At 52.6% G+C, this 20,403-nt stretch carries 12 protein-coding genes; 3 read left to right on the top strand and 9 right to left on the bottom strand.

Annotation, left to right across the window (positions count from 1 at the left end; genetic code table 11):
• Positions 1–52: 52 nt before the first annotated feature.
• Both SH527x_RS01285 and SH527x_RS01280 read right to left on the bottom strand, forming a co-directional pair.
• Positions 53–796: an amino acid ABC transporter ATP-binding protein gene (locus tag SH527x_RS01285; RefSeq protein WP_437192843.1), complete on the bottom strand. Its 744-nt coding sequence runs from the start codon at positions 794–796 to the stop codon at positions 53–55.
• Positions 793–2,436, bottom strand: a complete 1,644-nt coding sequence (locus SH527x_RS01280) for an ABC transporter permease subunit (protein WP_437192842.1) — start codon at positions 2,434–2,436, stop codon at positions 793–795. Before SH527x_RS01280 ends, SH527x_RS01285 begins: the two co-directional genes overlap by 4 nt.
• A gap of 497 nt (positions 2,437–2,933) precedes the next feature.
• Between SH527x_RS01280 and SH527x_RS01275 the strand changes: the two genes are divergently transcribed.
• On the top strand, positions 2,934–3,977 hold the full coding sequence (locus SH527x_RS01275; protein ID WP_437192841.1) for a DUF1559 domain-containing protein: 1,044 nt from the start codon (positions 2,934–2,936) through the stop codon (positions 3,975–3,977).
• Between the two features lie 260 nt (positions 3,978–4,237).
• Here SH527x_RS01275 and SH527x_RS01270 read toward each other — a convergent pair whose 3' ends face one another.
• Together SH527x_RS01270 and SH527x_RS01265 are read right to left on the bottom strand one after the other, a co-directional pair.
• Positions 4,238–6,853: a cytochrome c biogenesis protein CcdA gene (locus tag SH527x_RS01270; RefSeq protein ID WP_437192840.1), complete on the bottom strand. Its 2,616-nt coding sequence runs from the start codon at positions 6,851–6,853 to the stop codon at positions 4,238–4,240.
• A gap of 397 nt (positions 6,854–7,250) precedes the next feature.
• Positions 7,251–8,831 (bottom strand): thiamine phosphate synthase, encoded by a 1,581-nt coding sequence (locus tag SH527x_RS01265; protein WP_437192839.1) that lies wholly within the window; start codon positions 8,829–8,831, stop codon positions 7,251–7,253.
• A gap of 77 nt (positions 8,832–8,908) precedes the next feature.
• Here SH527x_RS01265 and SH527x_RS01260 point away from each other — a divergent pair, with 77 nt between their 5' ends.
• A complete protein-coding gene (locus SH527x_RS01260; protein ID WP_437192838.1) occupies positions 8,909–9,085 on the top strand; it encodes a hypothetical protein in 177 nt (58 codons plus the stop codon).
• On the opposite strand, the gene SH527x_RS01255 is transcribed toward SH527x_RS01260, so the two are convergent.
• The 5 genes from SH527x_RS01255 to SH527x_RS01235 form a co-directional block, all read right to left on the bottom strand.
• Positions 9,082–10,638 carry a N,N-dimethylformamidase beta subunit family domain-containing protein gene (locus SH527x_RS01255; protein ID WP_437192837.1) on the bottom strand — a complete coding sequence of 519 codons (1,557 nt, stop codon included), beginning with the start codon at positions 10,636–10,638 and terminating at the stop codon, positions 9,082–9,084. The two genes, SH527x_RS01260 and SH527x_RS01255, sit on opposite strands and share 4 nt — an antisense overlap.
• Positions 10,639–10,831: 193 nt before the next feature.
• The gene (locus tag SH527x_RS01250) at positions 10,832–11,905 is read right to left on the bottom strand and encodes an alpha/beta hydrolase family protein (protein ID WP_437192836.1); all 1,074 of its coding nucleotides are present in this window, start codon (positions 11,903–11,905) and stop codon (positions 10,832–10,834) included.
• A 582-nt stretch (positions 11,906–12,487) separates the two neighbouring features.
• Entirely contained in the window at positions 12,488–12,910 is a 423-nt protein-coding gene (locus tag SH527x_RS01245) for a secondary thiamine-phosphate synthase enzyme YjbQ (RefSeq protein WP_437192835.1), read from the bottom strand.
• A gap of 59 nt (positions 12,911–12,969) precedes the next feature.
• Complete coding sequence (locus tag SH527x_RS01240) at positions 12,970–13,887, bottom strand: hypothetical protein (RefSeq protein ID WP_437192834.1); 918 nt, start codon at positions 13,885–13,887, stop codon at positions 12,970–12,972.
• A gap of 275 nt (positions 13,888–14,162) precedes the next feature.
• Positions 14,163–16,358 (bottom strand): hypothetical protein, encoded by a 2,196-nt coding sequence (locus tag SH527x_RS01235; RefSeq protein ID WP_437192833.1) that lies wholly within the window; start codon positions 16,356–16,358, stop codon positions 14,163–14,165.
• Between the two features lie 505 nt (positions 16,359–16,863).
• Between SH527x_RS01235 and SH527x_RS01230 the strand changes: the two genes are divergently transcribed.
• Positions 16,864–20,394: a hypothetical protein gene (locus SH527x_RS01230; protein WP_437192832.1), complete on the top strand. Its 3,531-nt coding sequence runs from the start codon at positions 16,864–16,866 to the stop codon at positions 20,392–20,394.
• The last annotated feature ends 9 nt before the right edge of the window (positions 20,395–20,403 follow it).

Raw genomic sequence — 20,403 nt, 5'->3', positions numbered from 1 at the left:
AACAATCAGTCACCGCCGCATTGGTCTTAAATGCATCCGACGCCGCTCACAATCATCCTCGATGAATGTCAGCCAGAAACGCTTTTGTCACGCTTGATTGAGGATTGCCGAACAATTGTTCCGGGCTCCCTGACTCTTCAATATTGCCAGCATGCAGCAGGTGAACACGATGCCCGACCGATCGTGCGAACCCCAGACCATGCGTGACGACAATCATCGTCTGGCCGTCTTTCGCCAGATCCGCCATGACGCTCGTCACCTCTGCCGTCATTCTTGGATCAAGCGCACTGGTCGGTTCATCAAATAAAATCGCAGAAGGGTTCATTGCCAATGTTCGAGCAATAGCGACTCGCTGCTGCTGGCCTCCAGACAATGCATCCGGGTACATGTCGCATTTCTCAGCCAGACCAACCCGATCAAGCAGCGTTTTCGCATGCTGCCGAGCCACATCTTTGGGCTTTCCCAAAACATGAATCGGCGCTTCCGTTACGTTCTCGATCACGGTTCGATGGGGAAACAAGTGGAACTGTTGAAAGACCATTCCCACCTGTTTGCGTATCAGAGTCAAAGCGGAATCACGCGATGCATCACCCACCGCCGGCAGGACGACTTCGCCAACTTGAATCTCACCTGAATCGAACGACTCCAGACCATTAATCGTACGTAAGAGCGTACTCTTACCTCCACCTGAAGGCCCGAGCAGGACACAGACTTCTCCCTTGGCCACGGACATGGAGACGCCACGCAGAACATCCGTCTTTCCGTATCGCTTTACGACCTCACGAAGCTGAATCATGATCGCCTCTCAGTTCTCAAGTGCTTCTCAAGTCGACCAGCGAGATGCGACAGTGGATAACTCATGGCCATGTAGAGCAGGGCAGTCAACACCCCGAGTTCGATGATCGCGCCAGTGCTGCGAGCCTGAATGTAATACTGCTTACTCAGTTCGACGACGGTAATGACCGAGCAGACTGCGGTGTCTTTGAACAAGGCAATGAAGTCGTTGGTGACGGGCGGAATCACAAGTCGGGTGGCCTGCGGAATGATGATGCGTCTTAAAGCCAACCAGCGACTGAACCCCAATGACTGAGCCGCTTCCATCTGCCCACGAGGAATCGCCTGTAGCCCCGCCCGATAGATCTCCGCCTCATATGCCGAATAGTTCAGGGCCAAGCCTGCTACTGCGGCACCAAACGCATTGACCTTGATTCCAATCTCCGGCAGCAGGAAGAACAGCACATACAACTGCAAAACCAGCGGTGTCCCTCGAATCAATTCGACATAGATCGAACAGAGTGTCCGTAATGGCCACGGTCCATACAGCCGCAGCAAGGCCACCATCAGCCCGATCAGAATCGCCAATGGCATCGAAGTGAAGGCCAGCATTACTGTCATCATCGCCGCATCGACGAGTAACCCGCCGCGTTGCCAAATCACTTCCCAACTGCCAGAGGGAACATACTCCTGCTCGTCACTCGCGGTTGTTCCATCTGCATTTACTTTTGACACGCCTAACGGGCCAAGAAAGTTCCCACTGGCATTCGTCTCCAGTGCTCGCAATGACTGAGTCTCATTCCACATCCGGTACTTGGCGAGAATCTTCCTCAACCGTCCGTCGCGAAGCGCTTTCAGCAATGCTTCATTCACTGCTGCAAGGAGCTCGGAATCTTCCTTCCTTGTCATTGCGACATAGAACCCGCGACCAACCGGGTCCCCAACTGCGGTGATCAACGGAAAGCCGGACTCGTAGTACGTCCAGATTGGCAAGTCCTGCAGATTGGCGTCGATTCCATCAACATTCAATTCCACCGAACGCATGGCATCAGACACACCATCGAAGTTCGCGATCGTGATCTTGTTACCAAGTTTCTGAAGGTACTCATCGGCAGCGGAACTTCCGAGAACAGCGATTCGCTTCTTGCGGCCATCTGGAGGATTCAGAACATCCTCCCAGCTTTTCAAAGACGAGTCGTCTTTTCTTGCGAGTAATTGCAGCTCATAGATGTAGTAGGGAATCGACGTCCCATATCTGGCCGCACGCACCGGCGACCATTCGTAGCCATTCAACACGATGTCGAGATCACCACGATCCAGCAGGTCTGGCAACTTGTCCCATTGCCCCTGTTGGAACTGCGATTTGACGCCGAGTTCAGTCGCCAGCAATTCCGCGAGTTCAACTTCAAACCCTTCCAGTCGGGTGGCGTCATCACTCGCTGGATAAACGAATGGACCGCCTCCTTCCTGATCTGCTCCCCAAATCAAGGTGCCGCGTTGCTTGACTCTGTTGAGCCCTTCTCCAGCTGCCACCTCACGCAGGTCAACAAAGAACACCCCGAGGCAAAGAAGTCCGCCCAGGCAAAGAGTCCTGAGCTTGCCCCGTGTTGAAGTGCAATCGTTCTCAGAGAAGAGATCTCGCGGCCAATCAGATTGAACCATAGGTGAATCATTCAATTTTTGGCGAAAGGAACTCTCTGTCGAACAGGGGCGACCAGTGCAGCTTTCGCAATCTCCCGATCAGCGATCCGGCGTCAGACCAACACAACCTTATCAGGAACTCAACCCAAACCGGAATGTCTCACCACAATTTCAACTCGTTCCCATTTGTGTCGCACTGAGTCTCATCTTTCCCGACATTGATATGGGTCAACTCACGAAGAAATAGACATATCTACCTGTTATCGCGTAAGGGATCCTCGTGATTTATTTCCAGATTTCACCCAATTGCAGCCTTGGATTTGATCAACTTTCCGATAGCCTAATGAACAAATCCTGCGCGATTACTTCGCACCGAATTAGTTGAATTCTCGCCAGATATTCCTCGTCGATTTTCTGCTCCAAGCTTCACTGGCCTGACACCAGAACCAGTCGGCCCAGCGAGCAGTCAAACCTTGCCTGAACCCTACCGTCTCCAGCTTACAAAGACGCAACTAAGCATGAGCCCCTCGATCCCACAGCGACGACGTCGCACAAACGGCTTTACGTTAATCGAACTTTTGGTCGTGATCGCAATCATTGCGATTTTGATCGCTCTCCTGCTGCCAGCAGTGCAACAGGCGCGAGAGGCCGCTCGAAGATCGCAGTGTAAAAACAACATGAAGCAGTTGGGACTCGCCTTCCACAACTACCTTGACACAATGAGTGTCTTTCCAATGGGGGGAAGTTGGGCTGGTCGGCCGAATTGGCGAGTTTTCATCCTTCCGTATATCGAACAATCAGCCTTGTACAACTCACTGAACATCAACAACGACGGCTTCTATGCCCACGCTGGTGGGGCGACGCCCTGCAACGCAGCAAGCCCTGACACTCCATGCGGGTTCAACGGGAATGCCATTCTCAGAAACAAGTCGATTGCCGCCTACAAATGCCCATCCAGCCCGCTCTCTGACTTCAATCATGCCCATATGACGCTCAGTTATCAGGGCATGACAATGGACTATGTGGGTGTCACCGGAGCATATCCTGATCCGTTGAACCGAGCCCAAATGTGCACCGGCGAGAATCTGGCGAGCTCTTCAGCTTATTGCCGAAACGGAATCATGGTGGCATTTGAAAGCAAGCGGATGCGGGACTGTACCGATGGAACAACAAACACAATCTTGATCGCCGAGCAATCAGGTGCTGTGAACAAGGTTTCCCGCAGTGCGAATTATCTGGGGGGATGGTTCAGTGTCGCGAACACACTTCCAACATCCATCACAGCAGGAACGTCGTTTCCACCCTCAACCACAGGCTTCTGGTACGCAGGGGGGTTGACAACAGTTCGTTATCCACCGAACGCCTATTCCAACAGCACTTCGCCTCCAACAGCAGCAAACAGCCAAGGTTCGTTCAACACGGTGACAAATTCATTCCACACCGGGGGAATCAACATCCTTCTGGCCGATGGTTCAGTCCGCTTCCTGTCAGAAAACGTCGATTTTGCCACCTACCGTTACCTGTCATGCCGCGACGATGGACAAGTAATTGGAGAGTTCTAATACGGTTGAGCAACAGAAACACAGTTTCTGACTATCAGAACTCCACTTTACTCCGGATGAAACTCTCGTCGCCTGACCACATGTCTTACCGACACGGCCTCGACGGGATTGAACTCTGAAGATGCTCCAGTTGCCACTTCGGTAGCTGGAGCAACTTCGAGAATCCGATTCAATGCAACGAAAAAGGCCCTTCGGTCAAATTTGACCGAAGGGCCTTTTAATTGTTCTGGCGTCTCTGGATGGAAGATCGTCTCGAACAGTTAGTTCGCGACACCGAGCGTCGGGCGTAACACCGATGCGGACTCGACCTCAGCTGAACTGACGATCGGAGCCTCGAACATCGCTTCTTTCAACTTATCGAGAAGGATGCTCTGAGTGTACTGACCACGCAAGGCAATGATTTTGCTGTCCTTGCCTGGTGGAATAATAATCGTCAGAGGAACACTGTCCTGACCGAACTGGCGAAGGTACTTGAGAATCTCAGGGTTCTCTTTGGTGAAGTCGGCCATCATTGGAGTGAAGCCGTTCTCTTTCACAAACTGAATTGTCTCTTCGCGATCCAATGCAATCTTCTCGTTGACCTTGCAGATCACGCACCAGTTCGCAGTGAAATCGATGAGCATTGGCTTTCCCTGCTTCCGCAGTTCAACTAGCTGCTCTTCAGTAAACGGCTTCCACGGCATCCGATGTGCCTGTACATCATTTTCAGAGATCGGACGAAACTCCTGCATCATCCACAGGCCACTCACAAAGACAGGCAGCCCGGTTGCTGCAGCTAAGACGTAACCGCGCATCCGCTTCCTGAAGGGATCCGCAGGCGAACTGAGATTCGCACACAACCAGACAAACAATGCGAGGGCAAGCAAGAGAACAAGGACGGGGACTCGCCATTCCATCTCAACAGACAGCAGCAACCAGATCACCGTCCCCATCATGACAAAGCCGGTGAACTGCTTGAAACCGACCATCCAGTTCCCTGGTCGAGGAAGCCAATTGACTAATGCTGGAAACACGCCAGTCAGAAGGAATGGAAACGCCATTCCCAATCCCATCAGACCAAACATCGCAAACACAACGACCGGCGGCTGACCTAAACTCCAGGTGAAGACCGGTGCAACAAACGGCCCGATACAGGGAGTCCCCAGCAACGTGGCAACAGTGCCAGTGACAAAGGCCCCTGAATAACCTTCATTGTGATGATGTGCACTTGGAATGATTCCGGGAACCGGGAGTTCAAACACGCCAAACAGGCTGAGCCCCATCGTGAAGATGACGCAACTCATCACAATCATGAAAGTGGTATTCTGGAACACCGAACTCAAAGACTGGCCGAGCAAAACAGACAACACGGCGAAGACCAGAAACACGGCCATGACACCGGCAGTGTAAGCGAGATTCAGCCCGATGATGCGCATTCGGCTTTCGCCAGCCTGTTGCACAAAGCTGATGATTTTGATCGCCAGAACTGGCAACACACACGGGAGTATGTTCATCAGCAATCCAGCGAAGAATGCAGAAAACATCGCTCCAAACAAAGTCGTGTCAGTTCCGTTCGACTCAATTGCCAAGCCGTTTTCCAAACTACTTGCTGCTGAAGTCGCTGGAACACTTCCTGCAACGGCATCAGGCTGAACAGCCACAAACGACTTCGAAATGGGGACCGCTCCCAGCAGTGTTTCCTGCTGAGCAGACCCTAATGAATAATTGACTGATCGAGGGGGAAGACAGGCTGATTCCTTTTCGCATACCTGATATCGAATTGAACCGGAGACTCCAAACGGAGCATTCTCGATGACTTCAAACTGCTGCTTCCAGGTCACCTGATTTTCATGAGAATTCGAGCGACGAACTCCGTCCGGCAGCGTCGTGGTATGCACCTGAGGCAGCGGAACGGAGACCGTCGAACCAATTGCTTTCAGGTTCTCAGGCTCAAACTTAATTTGAGTTGGGTTCTCAATCTGTGTCTCGTCGACTCGCTCCAGTGCATAAGTTGACCATCTCTGATCCAAGGTCATCGTGATGGCCAGAGTCACAGTTTCGCCAACCTTGGCATCCTTCGGAGACAACTCAAACTGCAACTTGATCGGGCTCTTTCTGGCAGATGCCCCTTTCCCGACCGGAATCATTTCATAACCATAAGCAAGCGAGGAGACAGGCTCACTCGCGGTCGCGCTTCCCGCTGACTTCTCGCCTGCATCAAGCGTTGTCATTGAGGGAATTGTCGTTGACGCTGCAGGGGCCGATCGGGTGGGCAGGGACAATCGAGAAGACAGATCGAACGGCGCAGCTGGCGCAGACATTTCTGACGAAGGAGCTTTTGATACCGGATCCTGAGCCTGTGCTTCCCCCTGAACGTCTTCTCGACGCGGGGCAACGACCTTGGCCGTGAAATCGGCAGTTTGCGGACGACATTGATCCTTGTCGCAGTAAAGGAAGTTGATGGTTCCCTTTACAGACAGGCTGCTCAAATTGGTCCCGGCAGGAAGAGTGAAGCGACGTGAGAAGATCGCCGTTCCGAAGATCTTTTCGACTTCTGCCCCAAAGTTCTCGTCAAACTCTTTCTTTGGTGGTGGACTAATCCCGTACGAAGCATCAACCGGCTTCCAGCCTGTCGCTTCAATTTCGATCTTCGTCGGCTTGGGAAACTCGGCCTGAGAATATGAGTTCGCGCCAGGCGGAATCACCAACTTGACCTGAAGCTGAACAACACCCGGCTGTCCGGCAGGAACCAGTACTGCAGAGACTTCCGGCTTGCTGGAAGCCTGAAATTGACTGACTGGTTCTTTCGTTTGAAAGAGACTTGACTCAAATCCCTGCGCCCAGACTGATGGCACCATCAGAAATACGGCGCAAAGACTGCAAAGCACAAAACGCATGTCTTCATCCTTTGAGAACGTCGCTTCTGCGGATCTCATGTTTCGTATGGCATGCCGGCAGCGAAAGAAATCCATCCTTCGCGAAATTCAGGCCCACATTGGCCGCCACATGTCGCAGGAATCGAGGCTGATTTGCGGACGCAAGTCATCCACAGTGTGGCGGATTGTATTCCATCATCGGCCGGGAGGCGATACTGGCTTTCACGACCCGGTAAAAAGGCATACCCGACGGTAGAACGTCTGACAATGTAAACCACCTAAATCCAATCGCAAATCCCCCAATGTGAACCGCTCAAATTAAGGGAACAAAACCTGACATTCCAATTATTGGCTTCCCGCAAAGATCTGAATGTCAGAAACTGCGGATAAAATCAGCTTCTGTTGATATTTACATCGCTCAATTTCGCTGCGATGGACTACGTTCTTCGTTGACTTTTCGCATAAAAGCCTGAAATTCTGCGTGCGACTTGAGTTGATCAGCCAATTCGGCAGTCACGCCTCGGGGATCTGGATCCTGACAAATCGCGCTGCTGACTGCCGCTCGGGAGGCACCAGCCTGTAAGACACTTTTTAGATTCCCTTGATGGATTCCACCGATCGGAAACCAAGGTAACGAAAAATTAAGGGAAACATGTTGAACATAGTCCAGCCCGGCAAACTCTGAAAACTCTTTGGTGCGAGACTGGAAGACCGGTCCAACTCCGAAGTAATCCGCCCCGTCAAAAAGGGCCTTGCGAGCTTGTTCCGGCTCATGCGTAGAAACCCCGATAATTCCCGTTCCCCCCAGCAAACGACGAGCGGATGCAACGTCGAGATCATCCTGTCCGAGGTGAACTCCATCTGCACCGACGGCGGCAGCGACGTCTGCTCGATCATTCATGATGAACAGAGCACCGGTTTGATTCGTCCACTCACGCACCTGCTTCCCATATCGCATCAACTCTCGGACACTCATCTCTTTTTCGCGAATCTGAACGATGTCGACCCCTTTCTCCAGTGAGTTGCGAATCACAATCTCAGGGGAATAGCGACAGTTTGCAGCAGTCACGAGGAGATACAGACGACACTTTTCGAGTCGATGTCGATTCGAAAGGATCGTCTCCATCGCTTTCTCAACGGTGTAGATCTTGTAACGACACTCGGAGATCGAGAGGGCGACTTCCGAGTCGATCAACTTGCCATACTCTTCCAGACTTCGTAGCGACTCTTCAATCCGTTTGAAATTCGCACGAATCACATCAACAAGCGACTCACGAGACCGTTCAGTCGCCAGTGTGCCTTGCGGGCCAACATCCCCCAGACTGTCTCGGGAGGGAATCCAGCGTTCCTGACCGATGTGCTTCAACGCCTGAGTCAGTCGATGCCGAATCTGCTTGAGTTCTCGCTGAAGAGTGGCGTCATCCAGATGGAATCGCACGTAGTCTTCGACCACCCGCAATCCTTCGCGACAGCGGTTCGCACTTGCATCCATGATCCTCGCAAGTGCCGCCGCATCCATCGCTCCTTGTTCAACGGGGCGAATCTGACCGATGTTGACGCCCGCCACACTGAGATCTGGAGGAGGGGAGCTGAACTTTTCCAGAATATCGTCGAAGTCGAGTTGAAAGCCGTTCAACCACTCCGCAACGACAGGTTGAATACTGACCACGGCCAGCAGCAAATGCTCGGTTCCAGTAATGCCATCTTCAGCGTGTTCGATTGCAAATTCGTCGGCACTTCGCAGCAGGGCGCGTTGCCATTCCATGTAGTTCGCGGCGTCATTCACTGCCGCCTCTACAGACAGTTGCTCCATCCGTAGTTGAAGCGTTGATTCGTCAATCGACGCCGATCTCAACAACTCGGCCGCGTGCCCTTCGTCATCCAGCAGGTTCGACAAGAGACGAAAACTCAATTGCACCGGAGAAACATCACCGACCGCATCCTGTTTCAAACGAGTGAGGGTACGTTCAGCAGCGGCGGTAAGGTGGAGGAATGCCATTCAATCCGCAGGGCAAAGGCCCTTGGCTCCAAAATGAAAACTAACCCGATCGGTCGGACCAATCGAAGCGTAAAAAGGTGTCATGTCTCAAAATGGAAACAGGACGTAACGCAACGATTATAAAAAACAAAGACCGTGAAGGGCAGGCAGCACGCAACTGCGACAGCCTCTTCACGATCTTCAATTTCGAAACGAACTTTCTTCCCGGGATCGCACTTCACACGATCCCGAAGTCAGAAATCCGCACGGTCTAACGAACAGCTCGATCGAGCAGGTTCTTTGTAATCTGCTGAACACGAGGATCTGGACCATGCGGGCGGCTCCAGTGCGACCACGGCAGAACGTGCCCCGGCGGATGACTCATGCCCTGTGCCCAGAAGATCGTCGCCGCGTTAAACACGTAGTTCCCTTTCGGACCGTCATAGATCGTGGCTGTCCATTCGCGTGGATTGACTCCTCCGTTCCATGCCGTCCCGGTGGCGACAACTTCGAGCCCCGGCAAGTCCGATGGGTCTCCATGATATTCCCAACCAATCAAACCTGGAATTTTGTCGCCAGCTTTGACACCGGTTCCCTCGAAGATCCAGTGTTCCGGTTTGCTGACGATCCAGTCGCCGCCACCGTTCACTGGTCGAACATTGCACGCCCCCATCAACAGACCTTCATCTGGTCCATGGTGAGGATAAGGGCCAAACATTTTGGCACGTTGCTGAGCGTGTTCACGATCCCCTCCGTAAGGACCTCCCCGGAAGATAATCCGGTTCTCAACCCCGTTCGCCCCTGCCCGAAACGGTGTCACCCAGCAGACTGAGTTCCCGGAAAGGAACAGCAGGTTGACCCCTTCGTCTCGCATTTTGGTCACACTGTCATACTGGCGAATGTCCCAGTACTCATCGTGTCCAACGCTGATGAACGCTTTGCTCTTTAGCCCCAGTTCAGGAGTGATCATGTCACAGTTGCAACAATAGGTCACGTCGTAACCTTGCTGCTCCAGCCAGAAGGACAACGGGAATTCAAATGGAAGGAATTCACCAGAGCCAACCGTCAACGGGTCATTCACCACCCCCTGATGCTGTGCTTCCCGACCGTAGGGACGATCAAAGCTGACATCGGCCCATGGCCCCTGGACCCCTTTCGGATGGGTATACAGCGAATACTTATTCGGCCAGACGTTGTAGGCCTGCCAGGTGTTGTCGGAACACTGGAACAGGACTTCGGCAGAGCGGTTTTCACGAACAACAAAAACGATATAGCTCTGCCAGTAGGATTCGACCCCTTCTGGAATCGTCGTCATTCGTCCGAGGTAAACTCCACTGACCCAGTCTTCAGGAATTTTGAATTTGACAGTCGAATCCCAACGGCATTCATGAATCAGCTTCTCGCCGGGTTCAGGAGTCGTCTGTTCCTTCCCCTGAATCTGATTGATTGTCTTCACCAGACGGGCGCCGCGACCGCCGTAATAGCCCATTCGAAAGATCTCAAGGTCAAACTTCCGAGCAGGTTTCGTTGAGACAAAAATCTCAACTTCGTCACCAGCTTCGTAGCTTTGCTTCGAGCAGAATCCCTCAATCCAGGGAGAACGGAATCCAGCGCTGTCGACACGCACGCGAGTCAGCTGCCAATCGACAGCACCTTCCTTCTTATTCTCCTCGATGATGCGATTCGATTTTGCTTCTGTTGTATTTCCGCCAGCAGCTTGTGCCTTGGATTCAACTGCTGCACCGATCGCCGTATGCAGGGCTCCGGCCGCGACCGCTGTTTTCAGAAAATCACGACGGGGGAGGGAATTGTCCGGTGGGTTTGACATGAGGCGATTCCTTGAAGGAGTAACTGGCAGACAGCGAAAAACGGTTTCACGAAACACAGACCGAAGAAATTCGACTCACTCCGGTTCTGCGTCTTTCCACATCGAATCCAGCAACAAGCAACAACAGCGTTTTCATCTCGATATTGGGGGGAAGTCCATTGACGCCCCCATCAAACTCAATCGTGACACGGCACTATTTGGTCTTCTTCAACACAGCATCGATCAACTCATAAGACTTCTCACGCATCTCAACCGGGAAGTCATGTTCCACGTCTGGATGAGTGACCTCCAGATTTTGGGGAACCCCATACAGTTGAAACACAGGAAGCGCAGCAGCTACCACTTCGTCAACACTGTCATGTTTGAAGTTGGCGTCCTTGAGCGGTGCCACAATCAACACATGTCGTGGAGCCAGCGCACCAACCAGTTCGTGGAAGTCATACGGGATCTCATTCAAACGCCCTTTGTATTGAGCAAGGCGAGGAATGTAACGCTCCTGAGTCCAGCCTTTGCCCGGTTCCCAGACGGCAGGATTACCGCTCATATAGTGGACGTAAGAATCGAGTCCGCAGCAGGAGATCACCGCTTTAATACGGTCATCAAAAATTGCTGTATAAACAGAGTTGTGTCCTCCGAGCGAATGTCCGATGGCGGCGTAGCTTCCTGACTGCACATACGGGAGTGAATCGAGGAGATCGAGCCCTCGTTTGTTATCCCAGATCGCTTTCATCGAGCCACTTTTCCAGCCAAGCGTCTTCAGGTCTGGTGCATAAATCCCCAAGTGAGGATAGTTCGGTGCGAGCACGACATACCCGCGTTCTGCAAGCTCCTCACCATATTGGCGATTTCGCTTCGCCCCCATCCCGACCATTTCATTCGGGCCCTGATTGTGCGTTGGGTGAAGACAAAGAACAGCCGGAACCTTCTCTGAAGGATTCGCAATCACGGATTTTGGAATCAGAAGATATCCAGGGACACGTCCTCCCGGTTCAGACTGATAGGTAATCTTACGACGCACAAACTTTCCTGCGTCGACTTCTTCGATGACCTGCAAATCAAGTGGACAACGTTTCTCATCACCCGGCAGCGGGCCCATGATCGCTTGCACGTTGGCCAGAATCTCCTGCCGACGTTGATCCCAGTCATGCTTCGTTTTCACAGGGGCAACATCGCCACCGGAATTATGAAACAGCATCAGATTCTGTTGTGGCAGAACACGAACAGGCAGCGTTTTCTCAGAGCCATCTTCAGCGGAGACAACAGACACCGCACTGAAGATTCCCAGCACTGCAGTCGCAACGATGGCAAAGGAAGTTAGTTGAAATCGGGGCAAAATAGCCGTCGAATGACTTTCTGAGCAGGAACCGAAGCGGGCCGACTTACATTCCATTGATGCACCAGTTTCCTCGTCACATAAAATGTAATAAGCCTTGAGGCAATCAGGCCCTGGAGCAGATCAGTTCGACGATGCAGCAGCAATCCAGGCGGTATGTTACACGCGAAAAACGAATCCTGCGTTTCATGTGTGGAACATGTTTGCTGCGTGAGGAATCAACTTGCTCATATTCGGTCGCTGACGATTGCCGGGGCGACAAGAATCAAAGTCTACCGATCCAAGAAAAGAAGAGCAAATCGCACGAGCAATCCAACTCAAGTTTCTCAGCGCCCATGGCGCGTTCACGAAACGAGATACTGCCTGATCGACGCAGAGGCCCCTTCGTCAGCAGATGGACAGAGCACTCTTCAAAGAGCCTCTTGATCCGCAAAGCCGATGACGGGCAGGGAATCGACTCGCACGCAGCGCGAGGCTTCATCTGAATCCGTCACGCGGAATTTCCGCGATGAATTCTCACTCTCCGATAATCTTCACCAGCACTCGTTTTCGACGCTTTCCATCGAATTCGTAATAAAACAGATGCTCCCACGGGCCAAGGTGCAGCTGACCATTCGTGATTGCGACAACCACTTCACGCCCCATGATCTGACGTTTCAGATGAGCGTCGGCGTTATCCTCGCCTGTGCGGTTGTGATGATACCGGCTGCTGGAAGGATCAAACGGAGCCAACTGTTCGAGCCACAAGTCATAGTCGTGATGCAGACCAGACTCATTGTCATTGATAAAGACACTCGCCGTGATGTGCATGGCATTCACAAGGACGAGACCGTCCTGCACACCGCTTTCAGTCACCAGACGTTCAACTTCGTTGTGAATTGAAACAATCGCCCGACGCTGCGGGACATTCATCCAGAGTTCTTTGGTCAATGACTTCATTACGAGTTCTCTGAAATGATGTCTCGGTAACTGATTCGCACGGTCAGCCTGATCCGCAATCACGTACCAGAAGGAGCAGGGGAGACTGGAGCAGCATCCACCGCAGGCAACGGAGCTGGTGATACTGCAGTTGGCGATACTGGAGCGGGCGAAGCAGGGGCCGATGGAGACGAAGCCGGAACAGGCATCGGTGCCGAGTTCTGTCCAGTTGGCGCTGTCACTGGCATCGCTTGTTCATCTGCATTTGTTCCCTCAGGTGGCATCGGTAAACCCGCGCCCGTTGGTTCTGCCTCAGTGCCGTTTCCCTCAACGACAGGAGGTTGACCGATCGAAAGAATCAATTTCTCCACCCATCGTGGCAAACGGTTCGCGCTTTCAATATCGGTCTGCACGTCGAGGGAGGCAGGCTCGTCCATCCACCGTGTCGAATCAACTCTCAACGAGAGCAACACCTGACCAGAGTTCCCTTGAAAGACTCCTTCGACCAGGTGAAACAGTTCGTTCGTGCGGACGTCGCGAGCGATATCAAACGTGAACGTCACCGACTCGCCAGCAAGTTCAAAGACCTGCTTGCGCGTTTTCTGCTTGTCGATCACAAGCATTGTCCCACTGGATCCCTCTTCCAGCAGCGTCTCACGAATATGTTGTCGGACACTGTCATCGTTCGGAAGCCGCGAATTGACCTCGACCAGCGAGAGCACCCCATCACCAACAAGACGCTCGTAGTAGACTCCCCGTAAACGCATTACAAAGGCAATGTTCCACTCGATTGTACCGCGAGGAACAAAGGTTTCCGGAATGGAAATCGAAACCATCTGGTCCACCAACTGGTGTACCCGTTCGGCGTTCTGGCTCGTAATCGGACGAAACCACCAGACGCCGATCCCACACAGGCAACCGCTTGCGACAAGGATCAACGGCAGTAACCCCATCAGAAAAATGACGACAGGGTGCCAGCGTCTGGAACGATTTTCCACAGGGATCGCCGCCCTCATTTTTTCACTGGGAGTCAAATCTTTGGGCGAATTCATTCCATTGCAACGTTAAAGATCAATGCGAAAAAGATCACAGCAACTTCCAGCATCCTAACTCAAACTGCGCCCGTTCCTCCACCATGACTCCGCACGATCAGTTCAATTGACGACTGAAAAACGCGCAGAGCCATCCAGTGAAGACACAAAAAAACACCTGTCCCACTTTTCAGTAGAACAGGTGCAGAATTCAGCAGTTCACAACTTTGGGCAAGTTCACTCTACTTGAGAGCAAGCTGCAACCATCCGCCTTGAGCAGACAGGTCAACGAGCTGCAAGCGAACGATTTTGCCTTCTCGCTTCACTTCGAAAGTGTTATCGAAGGTCAATTCTGGCAGAGCAGACTGAATCTTACGACGCATGATCTGAGCACGAGCAACCTGAGCAGCCACATTTGGCGGACGGGTCACTGGTCTCACACCGACGTTTCCGCGAGTCAGGACAACTTTGCCATTGGCCAGACTTGGAGTAAACGGCACAGTGATGATCTGTGTTGGAATCTCTTCCCCGTTTTCACGCTTCAGACCAGCACGAATCTGAATTGTCACAACATCGTTTTCGATCTGAAAGCGAACAGCGTCTTCCTTATCAAAGACGAGGACGTTGGCCTGCAACTCAGCATCTGTTTCAGCAGCTTCTGGCTTTTTCAGAGTAACTGAGCGACCGAACAGGTCTGTCAGACTCTTGCTCAACTCTTCACGAGCCTGGTCTTCAGTCAGTTCTTTTCCATTCAGCCCCAGGCGATCGAAGGAGTGGCTCAGGAGACTTTCGTGAATCTGAGCAACCATTCCGTTTGCTGGCACATTCGTGATTGGGAACGGAGCTGAACCAGCGATTTCCTTCGACCCCATCACTCGGCCGTACACCATCAACTCATTGTCAGTGGTGCTGAGTGACAGAACGTCCGGATAGAGATCGAACTTTCGCAGACGAGCGTAGGTCTTCGCTTCGAGATCGCTTGTTGCTTTTGCAAGTTGCTTGTTGGATTCACTTTCCAACTCGGCACCGACTTGCTGACGAATCCGCTGTGCAGACGTTGCGTTCGACTGAGGAACTCGCTCACTCGCTTCACGCATCGCAACGTTGTCAGCAATGCGACCGAAGAGCGGCATCCCGCTATATCGTGTCCGTGCTGAAACCGCTTGATTGTTTGACGAAGCACTGACCGTCGCTGCAGTTGAAGTGAATTTAACACCATCAAAATTCACGAACTTGGATGCCGAGAACGAATGGCTCCCAACAGTCCCGATTGTCGCCTGGCTGGTGTAGCCGTTTGCCCGTGAGGTCACAATACCGGACAAAGTCAAACGGAACGAAGCTGTCAGCGAGTTTGGAACAAGGTCAAGTCGTGATGTGACTCGGGTGCACTGATATCCACGAATGTTGGCTTCTGAAGTCCGTTCGTTGATCAGGCCGTTTTCCAGTCGTGTTTCCTGGAACAGACGGTTGATCATTCCTTCAGTGACAACAAGGCGAAGATTGTAGTTCGTGTAGTGACGGCTCAGAACATTGGCGAATCGATCGCCACCATCTGGTGACTTCGAACGAATCTCTTCCAGCAGCTTACGAATCTCGCCTTCAAGAGCGAGAGTTGGCTGGGTGCGGTACTCAGCGAGAACACCGAGCAACTTTGCATAAGATTCACGCAGGGCTGCAGAATCAAATGCAACTGGATCGCTTGATGCCTTCAATGCACCGTCAAGAGCAGCCTCGAGTTGGGTGAATGAATCGCGTTTCAGAAACTCCTGAACAGCAGGAGCGTAGCTCGATGTGTTGTCCATCTTTGTCTTTACGGCAGTAACAACCGCGAAGACATCGGTAGATTCCGGGGTCAACTTCGAGAGCCCGGCAACGTTCGCCCATTCCTGCCAGTCTTTTGCATTACGGAAACCGCGAAGGTCGTTCTGCAGATTGGCTGTTGCGGTTCGCACTTGAGCCAACGCTGGAGTCAGGCGGGCTTTCTGAGCATCCACTTCGCTATGAGTGAGAGAGTTCAACACAGCTTCAGCAATGTGAACTTCTGGCTCAAGGCGGCTATACAGTCTGGAAAGCTGTGGGAAAATCGCACGATAGCGATTGTCTGACAGTGCTTTCTTCAGGGTTCCGACTTTGGCTTTCAGACGGTTCAATTCCGCCTGTTGAGCTTCAAGTGTCGTGTGATCCCCTTCGTACCAACTCTTTACCAGATCCCCAGTTTCAATTGTCCAACTCTTCCAGGACTGGTCGATTGAGTCGGCCATATCCTTGAAATCGTCTTCTGTCAGACCCGCAGGGGCAGCTGTTGCCAGCAGACCGTTCAAACCGACAGGCGGTTTCGCGGCGTCATCCCCCCAGGTTTTCGTTGCTGCCCACATGGACAGACAGCTGCAGACTATCGTCCAAGTCCAGTTATACTGACGAGCATTCCCGTATCGCATTGTCACTCCGTGATCGATTTGCGCCTTAACTGCGGACAGCCAGAAAGCGTGATCGCTATCCACTTTATCGGCATTTACACGAGCCTCAGACAGGTTCGAATCCAAGAGACGGCCACCTAACAACCGTACCGCATGGATCCCTTTCTGTGACCGTTACAGTCCACTGTGCCACTCTATTCTAGTTATTCCCCGCATTCAAACTCGATCACTATTCGAACTCGAAAGATTTCCAGCAAAAATTGCCGAACAGGGATTCGACTTTACGTGATTTTATTTTTTTTGTTATTAACCTCTTGTGGAATCACGCTTTTTCCGCATGCGCGGCGTGAAATGTAAAAATGTGTTGCGACTATTCTCGGGATCGTCCTCTGGGTGCCTGTCAGGCAAACAGTTTTAGCGACCCCTGAACTCGCAGACATGAGAGCTGACTGTCGGCGATATCGATTTTGTCAATGACTCTCAGCCGGACGATTCCTTGTCTGGTTGTGGGGAAAGGACTTCCCGGATGCAGAACCTGTTTTTAAAAGTCGGCGTCTTATTGGCCGTCATTAGTGGTAGCTGCGTAGTCGTCTGGAAAGCGCACGAGGGGCTTCAATCTGCCGCCACCAACCTTGATGTCGACAGTTTCGTGAAGGTCACTTCACCGGAAGCTGACACCAAACCGCAGACAGTGAAGTTGAAATCCGACAAGAACGAATCGTCGCATTATGCCTTCCAGAAGGTCCCTGCAAAGGCGACTGCCTCTGGAGCTTCTTCAGAAGAATTAGAACCAACACTCGCCGCGGCACCACCATCGCAACCGGCATCGCGAGATCTGTTCTCCGGGAATTCGATTGAACCACAGCCAGAAGAGCCAACACCAACTCTTGCTGCAATGAAGCAGCCTGCTGAAGCTGAACCAGCTGCGTTGCCACAGTTTTTTGCTGACGACTCACTCGCACAGAACGAGAAGACGCCATCGAATCCATTGATGGTTTCCAACTCTCGGGCAATGCCACAATCAGAAGAACCAGCTGCCCTTCCACAAGCATCCCCTGATGTATCGGCAATGCCTGTTCAACCAGAAGAACAGGCAGAAGGACAGGACAGCAAAGCATCCGAATTTGCTAATACACTTTCACTGCTCAATCGTGAGTCATCGTCAGCAGAAATGACGAAGTCATCAACGATGACTGAGACAAAAGAGATCGTGTCAGAAAGCTCCAAGGAGATCGTCAGCACAGAGGCGACCAAAGAGGATGTGAAAGCTGCACCAGCTTCGGAAGCTCCAGTCGCTGCGATGCCTGCCGCAGATCCTTTCGGGCTCCCTTCCGGAATGAGTGCCCCAACTCAGGCTCCAGAACGCGAACTGCCATCCCTTCCAAATCCAGAACCTCTCGCAGCCAGCGATTCGATGCCTGCTGCCGTCCCAGTTGCAGCGGAGATGAAGGACCAGTCCGAAGAACAGTTGCCATTGGCTTCTCTGTCTGCAAATGAAACGAAAGAGCCAGCAGCGTTGCCAGTGATGCCGATCATTGCAGAACCGTTGCCGGCAAAGGCGATGGACGTTCCAGCAGATTTCCCCAAAGGAGAGATGGAACCAGTCCCGACTCTGGCCGTGAAAGAATTGCCACAGGCAGACCTGCCGACGAACAACAAGCTTCCACTCGCATTTCCTGAGAAGCCGGAACTGCTGCCATCAAATTCATCTGCCGCACCAGTTCAGCGAGAGACATCACCAGCTGAGCTCGAACCGACTCTCGCCTTGCCAAAACCGGCAATGCCGACTCCTGAGATTCTCCCGGTTGCTGGCGTTGAGTCGAAGCAGAACGAGCTCTCCAATGCTGGCGGAATGACGGCAACTGAAGAGCCGCGCCCGTTCCTGGCAACTGAACCTGCATCCGCTCTACGACGCCGCAGCGCAGCTCCTCTGAACATGCCAGCGACTACGGAATCCCCTGTAAGTCCTCTCACTCGGTCAGAGGTGATTCCTGAGCCGAAGGCCATGGAACTTCCGAGTTTCGAAAAGCAGTCTGAAGTGTTGCCAACCCTGAGCAATTCAGGACTGCCAAGTTCTGCAGCACCAAATTCAGTCCTGCCTGAACCGACACCACTGACACCAACTCCATTGGCGACCCTGCCGTCTCAGCCTGTCACACCAGTAAAGGCTTCATCCGGCACCGATCCATTCGGATTACAAGCGTCTCCAATCCCAGCTGAAATGCCACCGCTTCCACCTGCAAGCCTGGCGTCATCACCTGAGATGCCAGCGATTCCATCTGCCGCTCCAAAAACAGAGGAGGTTCTTCCAGAACTTCCAAGTAGTAATCCTCAACCAGCAATGACTCCTCCAGCGGCACCTGCATCTGTGCTTCCGGAACTCAACAAGCAGCCGAGCACGCCAGCGTTGCCGTCAGCATTGCCGACTCCGAGTGCGCTTCCTCAAGTTCCACCTTCAATGGGAGTGAAGGAACCAGAAAGCAAACCACTTCCGAGCCTTGGAGGACTTGAACTCGGACTTCCAGCAGCGACTCCAAGCCCTGCTGCAAACCCAACCCCATTGGGCAATCCGACTCCGGCACCAATGAGCAATCCAGCTCCATTGAACAATCCGGCACCGGCAGCACTTCCGGTTCAGCCTCAAGCTCCAAACAGCCTGTTGGGATCAGCACTTCCAGAGAAGAACCCCGGGATGGGGCTGCAGTCACCAGAACTCAAGATCGAAAAAGTTGCTCCGCCAGAAGCTGTCATTGGAGAACCGGTTGTCTACGCAATCGTGATCCGAAACGTCGGTGGAAGCCCAGCGCGTGACGTCATCGTTGAAGACCGGATTCCGAAAGGAACCCAGCTCGAAGGGACGATCCCGCAGGCGTACCTCAACGACGGTAAACTGAGCTGGCAACTTGACACCATCGCCCCAGGCGAAGAACGCAAGATTCAACTGAAAGTGACTCCACTTGAGTCCGGCCAAATTGGAAGCGTTGCCACCGTCTCCTTTGCTGCATCCGTTTCAGCAAGCATCAACGTCACCGCTCCGAAGCTCTCAATTGAGATGGTCAGTCCCAACGAAGCCGCTCTGGGAGAACACCTGACGATTCAGTTCAAACTTCGAAACATCGGGCAGGGACCCGCCAAGAACGTCTACCTGAGAACGATTCTTCCAGCCGGCCTGAAGCACCCTGGTGGGAACGATCTGGAATACGAAGCAGGCACCCTGAACTCCGGTGCAGAGAAGATCATCGAACTCAATGTCACCCCAGAAATGGCCGGGACGTTCACACCAGTCGCTCAGATCTCAATCGACAACAAGACACACGATGAAGCACGTGCAGACATCCATGTTATCAAAGGCCGTCTGGAACTGACCAGAACCGGTCCAGACAATCGCTTTGTCGGTCGACCAGCACAAATGGTGACCCGAATTACAAACAATTCCGGGAAGAAGCTGAACAACATTATCATTCAGGAAAAGGTCCCAGTGAATGTTGAACTGGCGACTCTTCCACGCAGCGGTCGCTGGGATTCAAACACACGTCTCATCACCTGGAATCTTCCAGAACTTCTCCCCGGTGAGAGCCGTGAAATGAACTCGTCATTCATCGCACATACAAGTGGCGATCACAATGGAACACTGGCCGCCCAGGACGACTCAGGCAACCGCGTTGAGATCGCAACATCTCTCAAGACGCGTGGGTTCGCTGAACTCGCAGTTGACGTTTCAGCCAATCAGAGAACCGTCATTGTCGGCGAACGAGTCTCCTTCAAACTGACTTTGAAGAATGAAGGATCTGAGCCTGCACGGAGCGTGAAACCTCGATTCGTACTTCCAGCTGGCTTTGAATTCGCCAACGCATATGGCCCGACAGAATACACAGTTCAAGGCCGTACGATTGAGTTCAAGGCACTCCCGGAAATCGGTGTCTCTGGTGAACAGACATTCGAGATCGCTGCCATCGCGAATGCCCCCGGCTCAACGAAACTGTCAATGGAACTTGAGTCCGCTGACTACACCGAGCCACTAGTTCGAGACCAACCGATTCGCGTGATCGCAAACTAGAGCAGTTTG

The sequence above is a fragment of the Planctomicrobium limosum genome (genome assembly GCF_051465645.1).
GTDB lineage: Bacteria > Planctomycetota > Planctomycetia > Planctomycetales > Planctomycetaceae > Planctomicrobium.
This window is presented reverse-complemented; position numbering and strand designations above follow the sequence as displayed.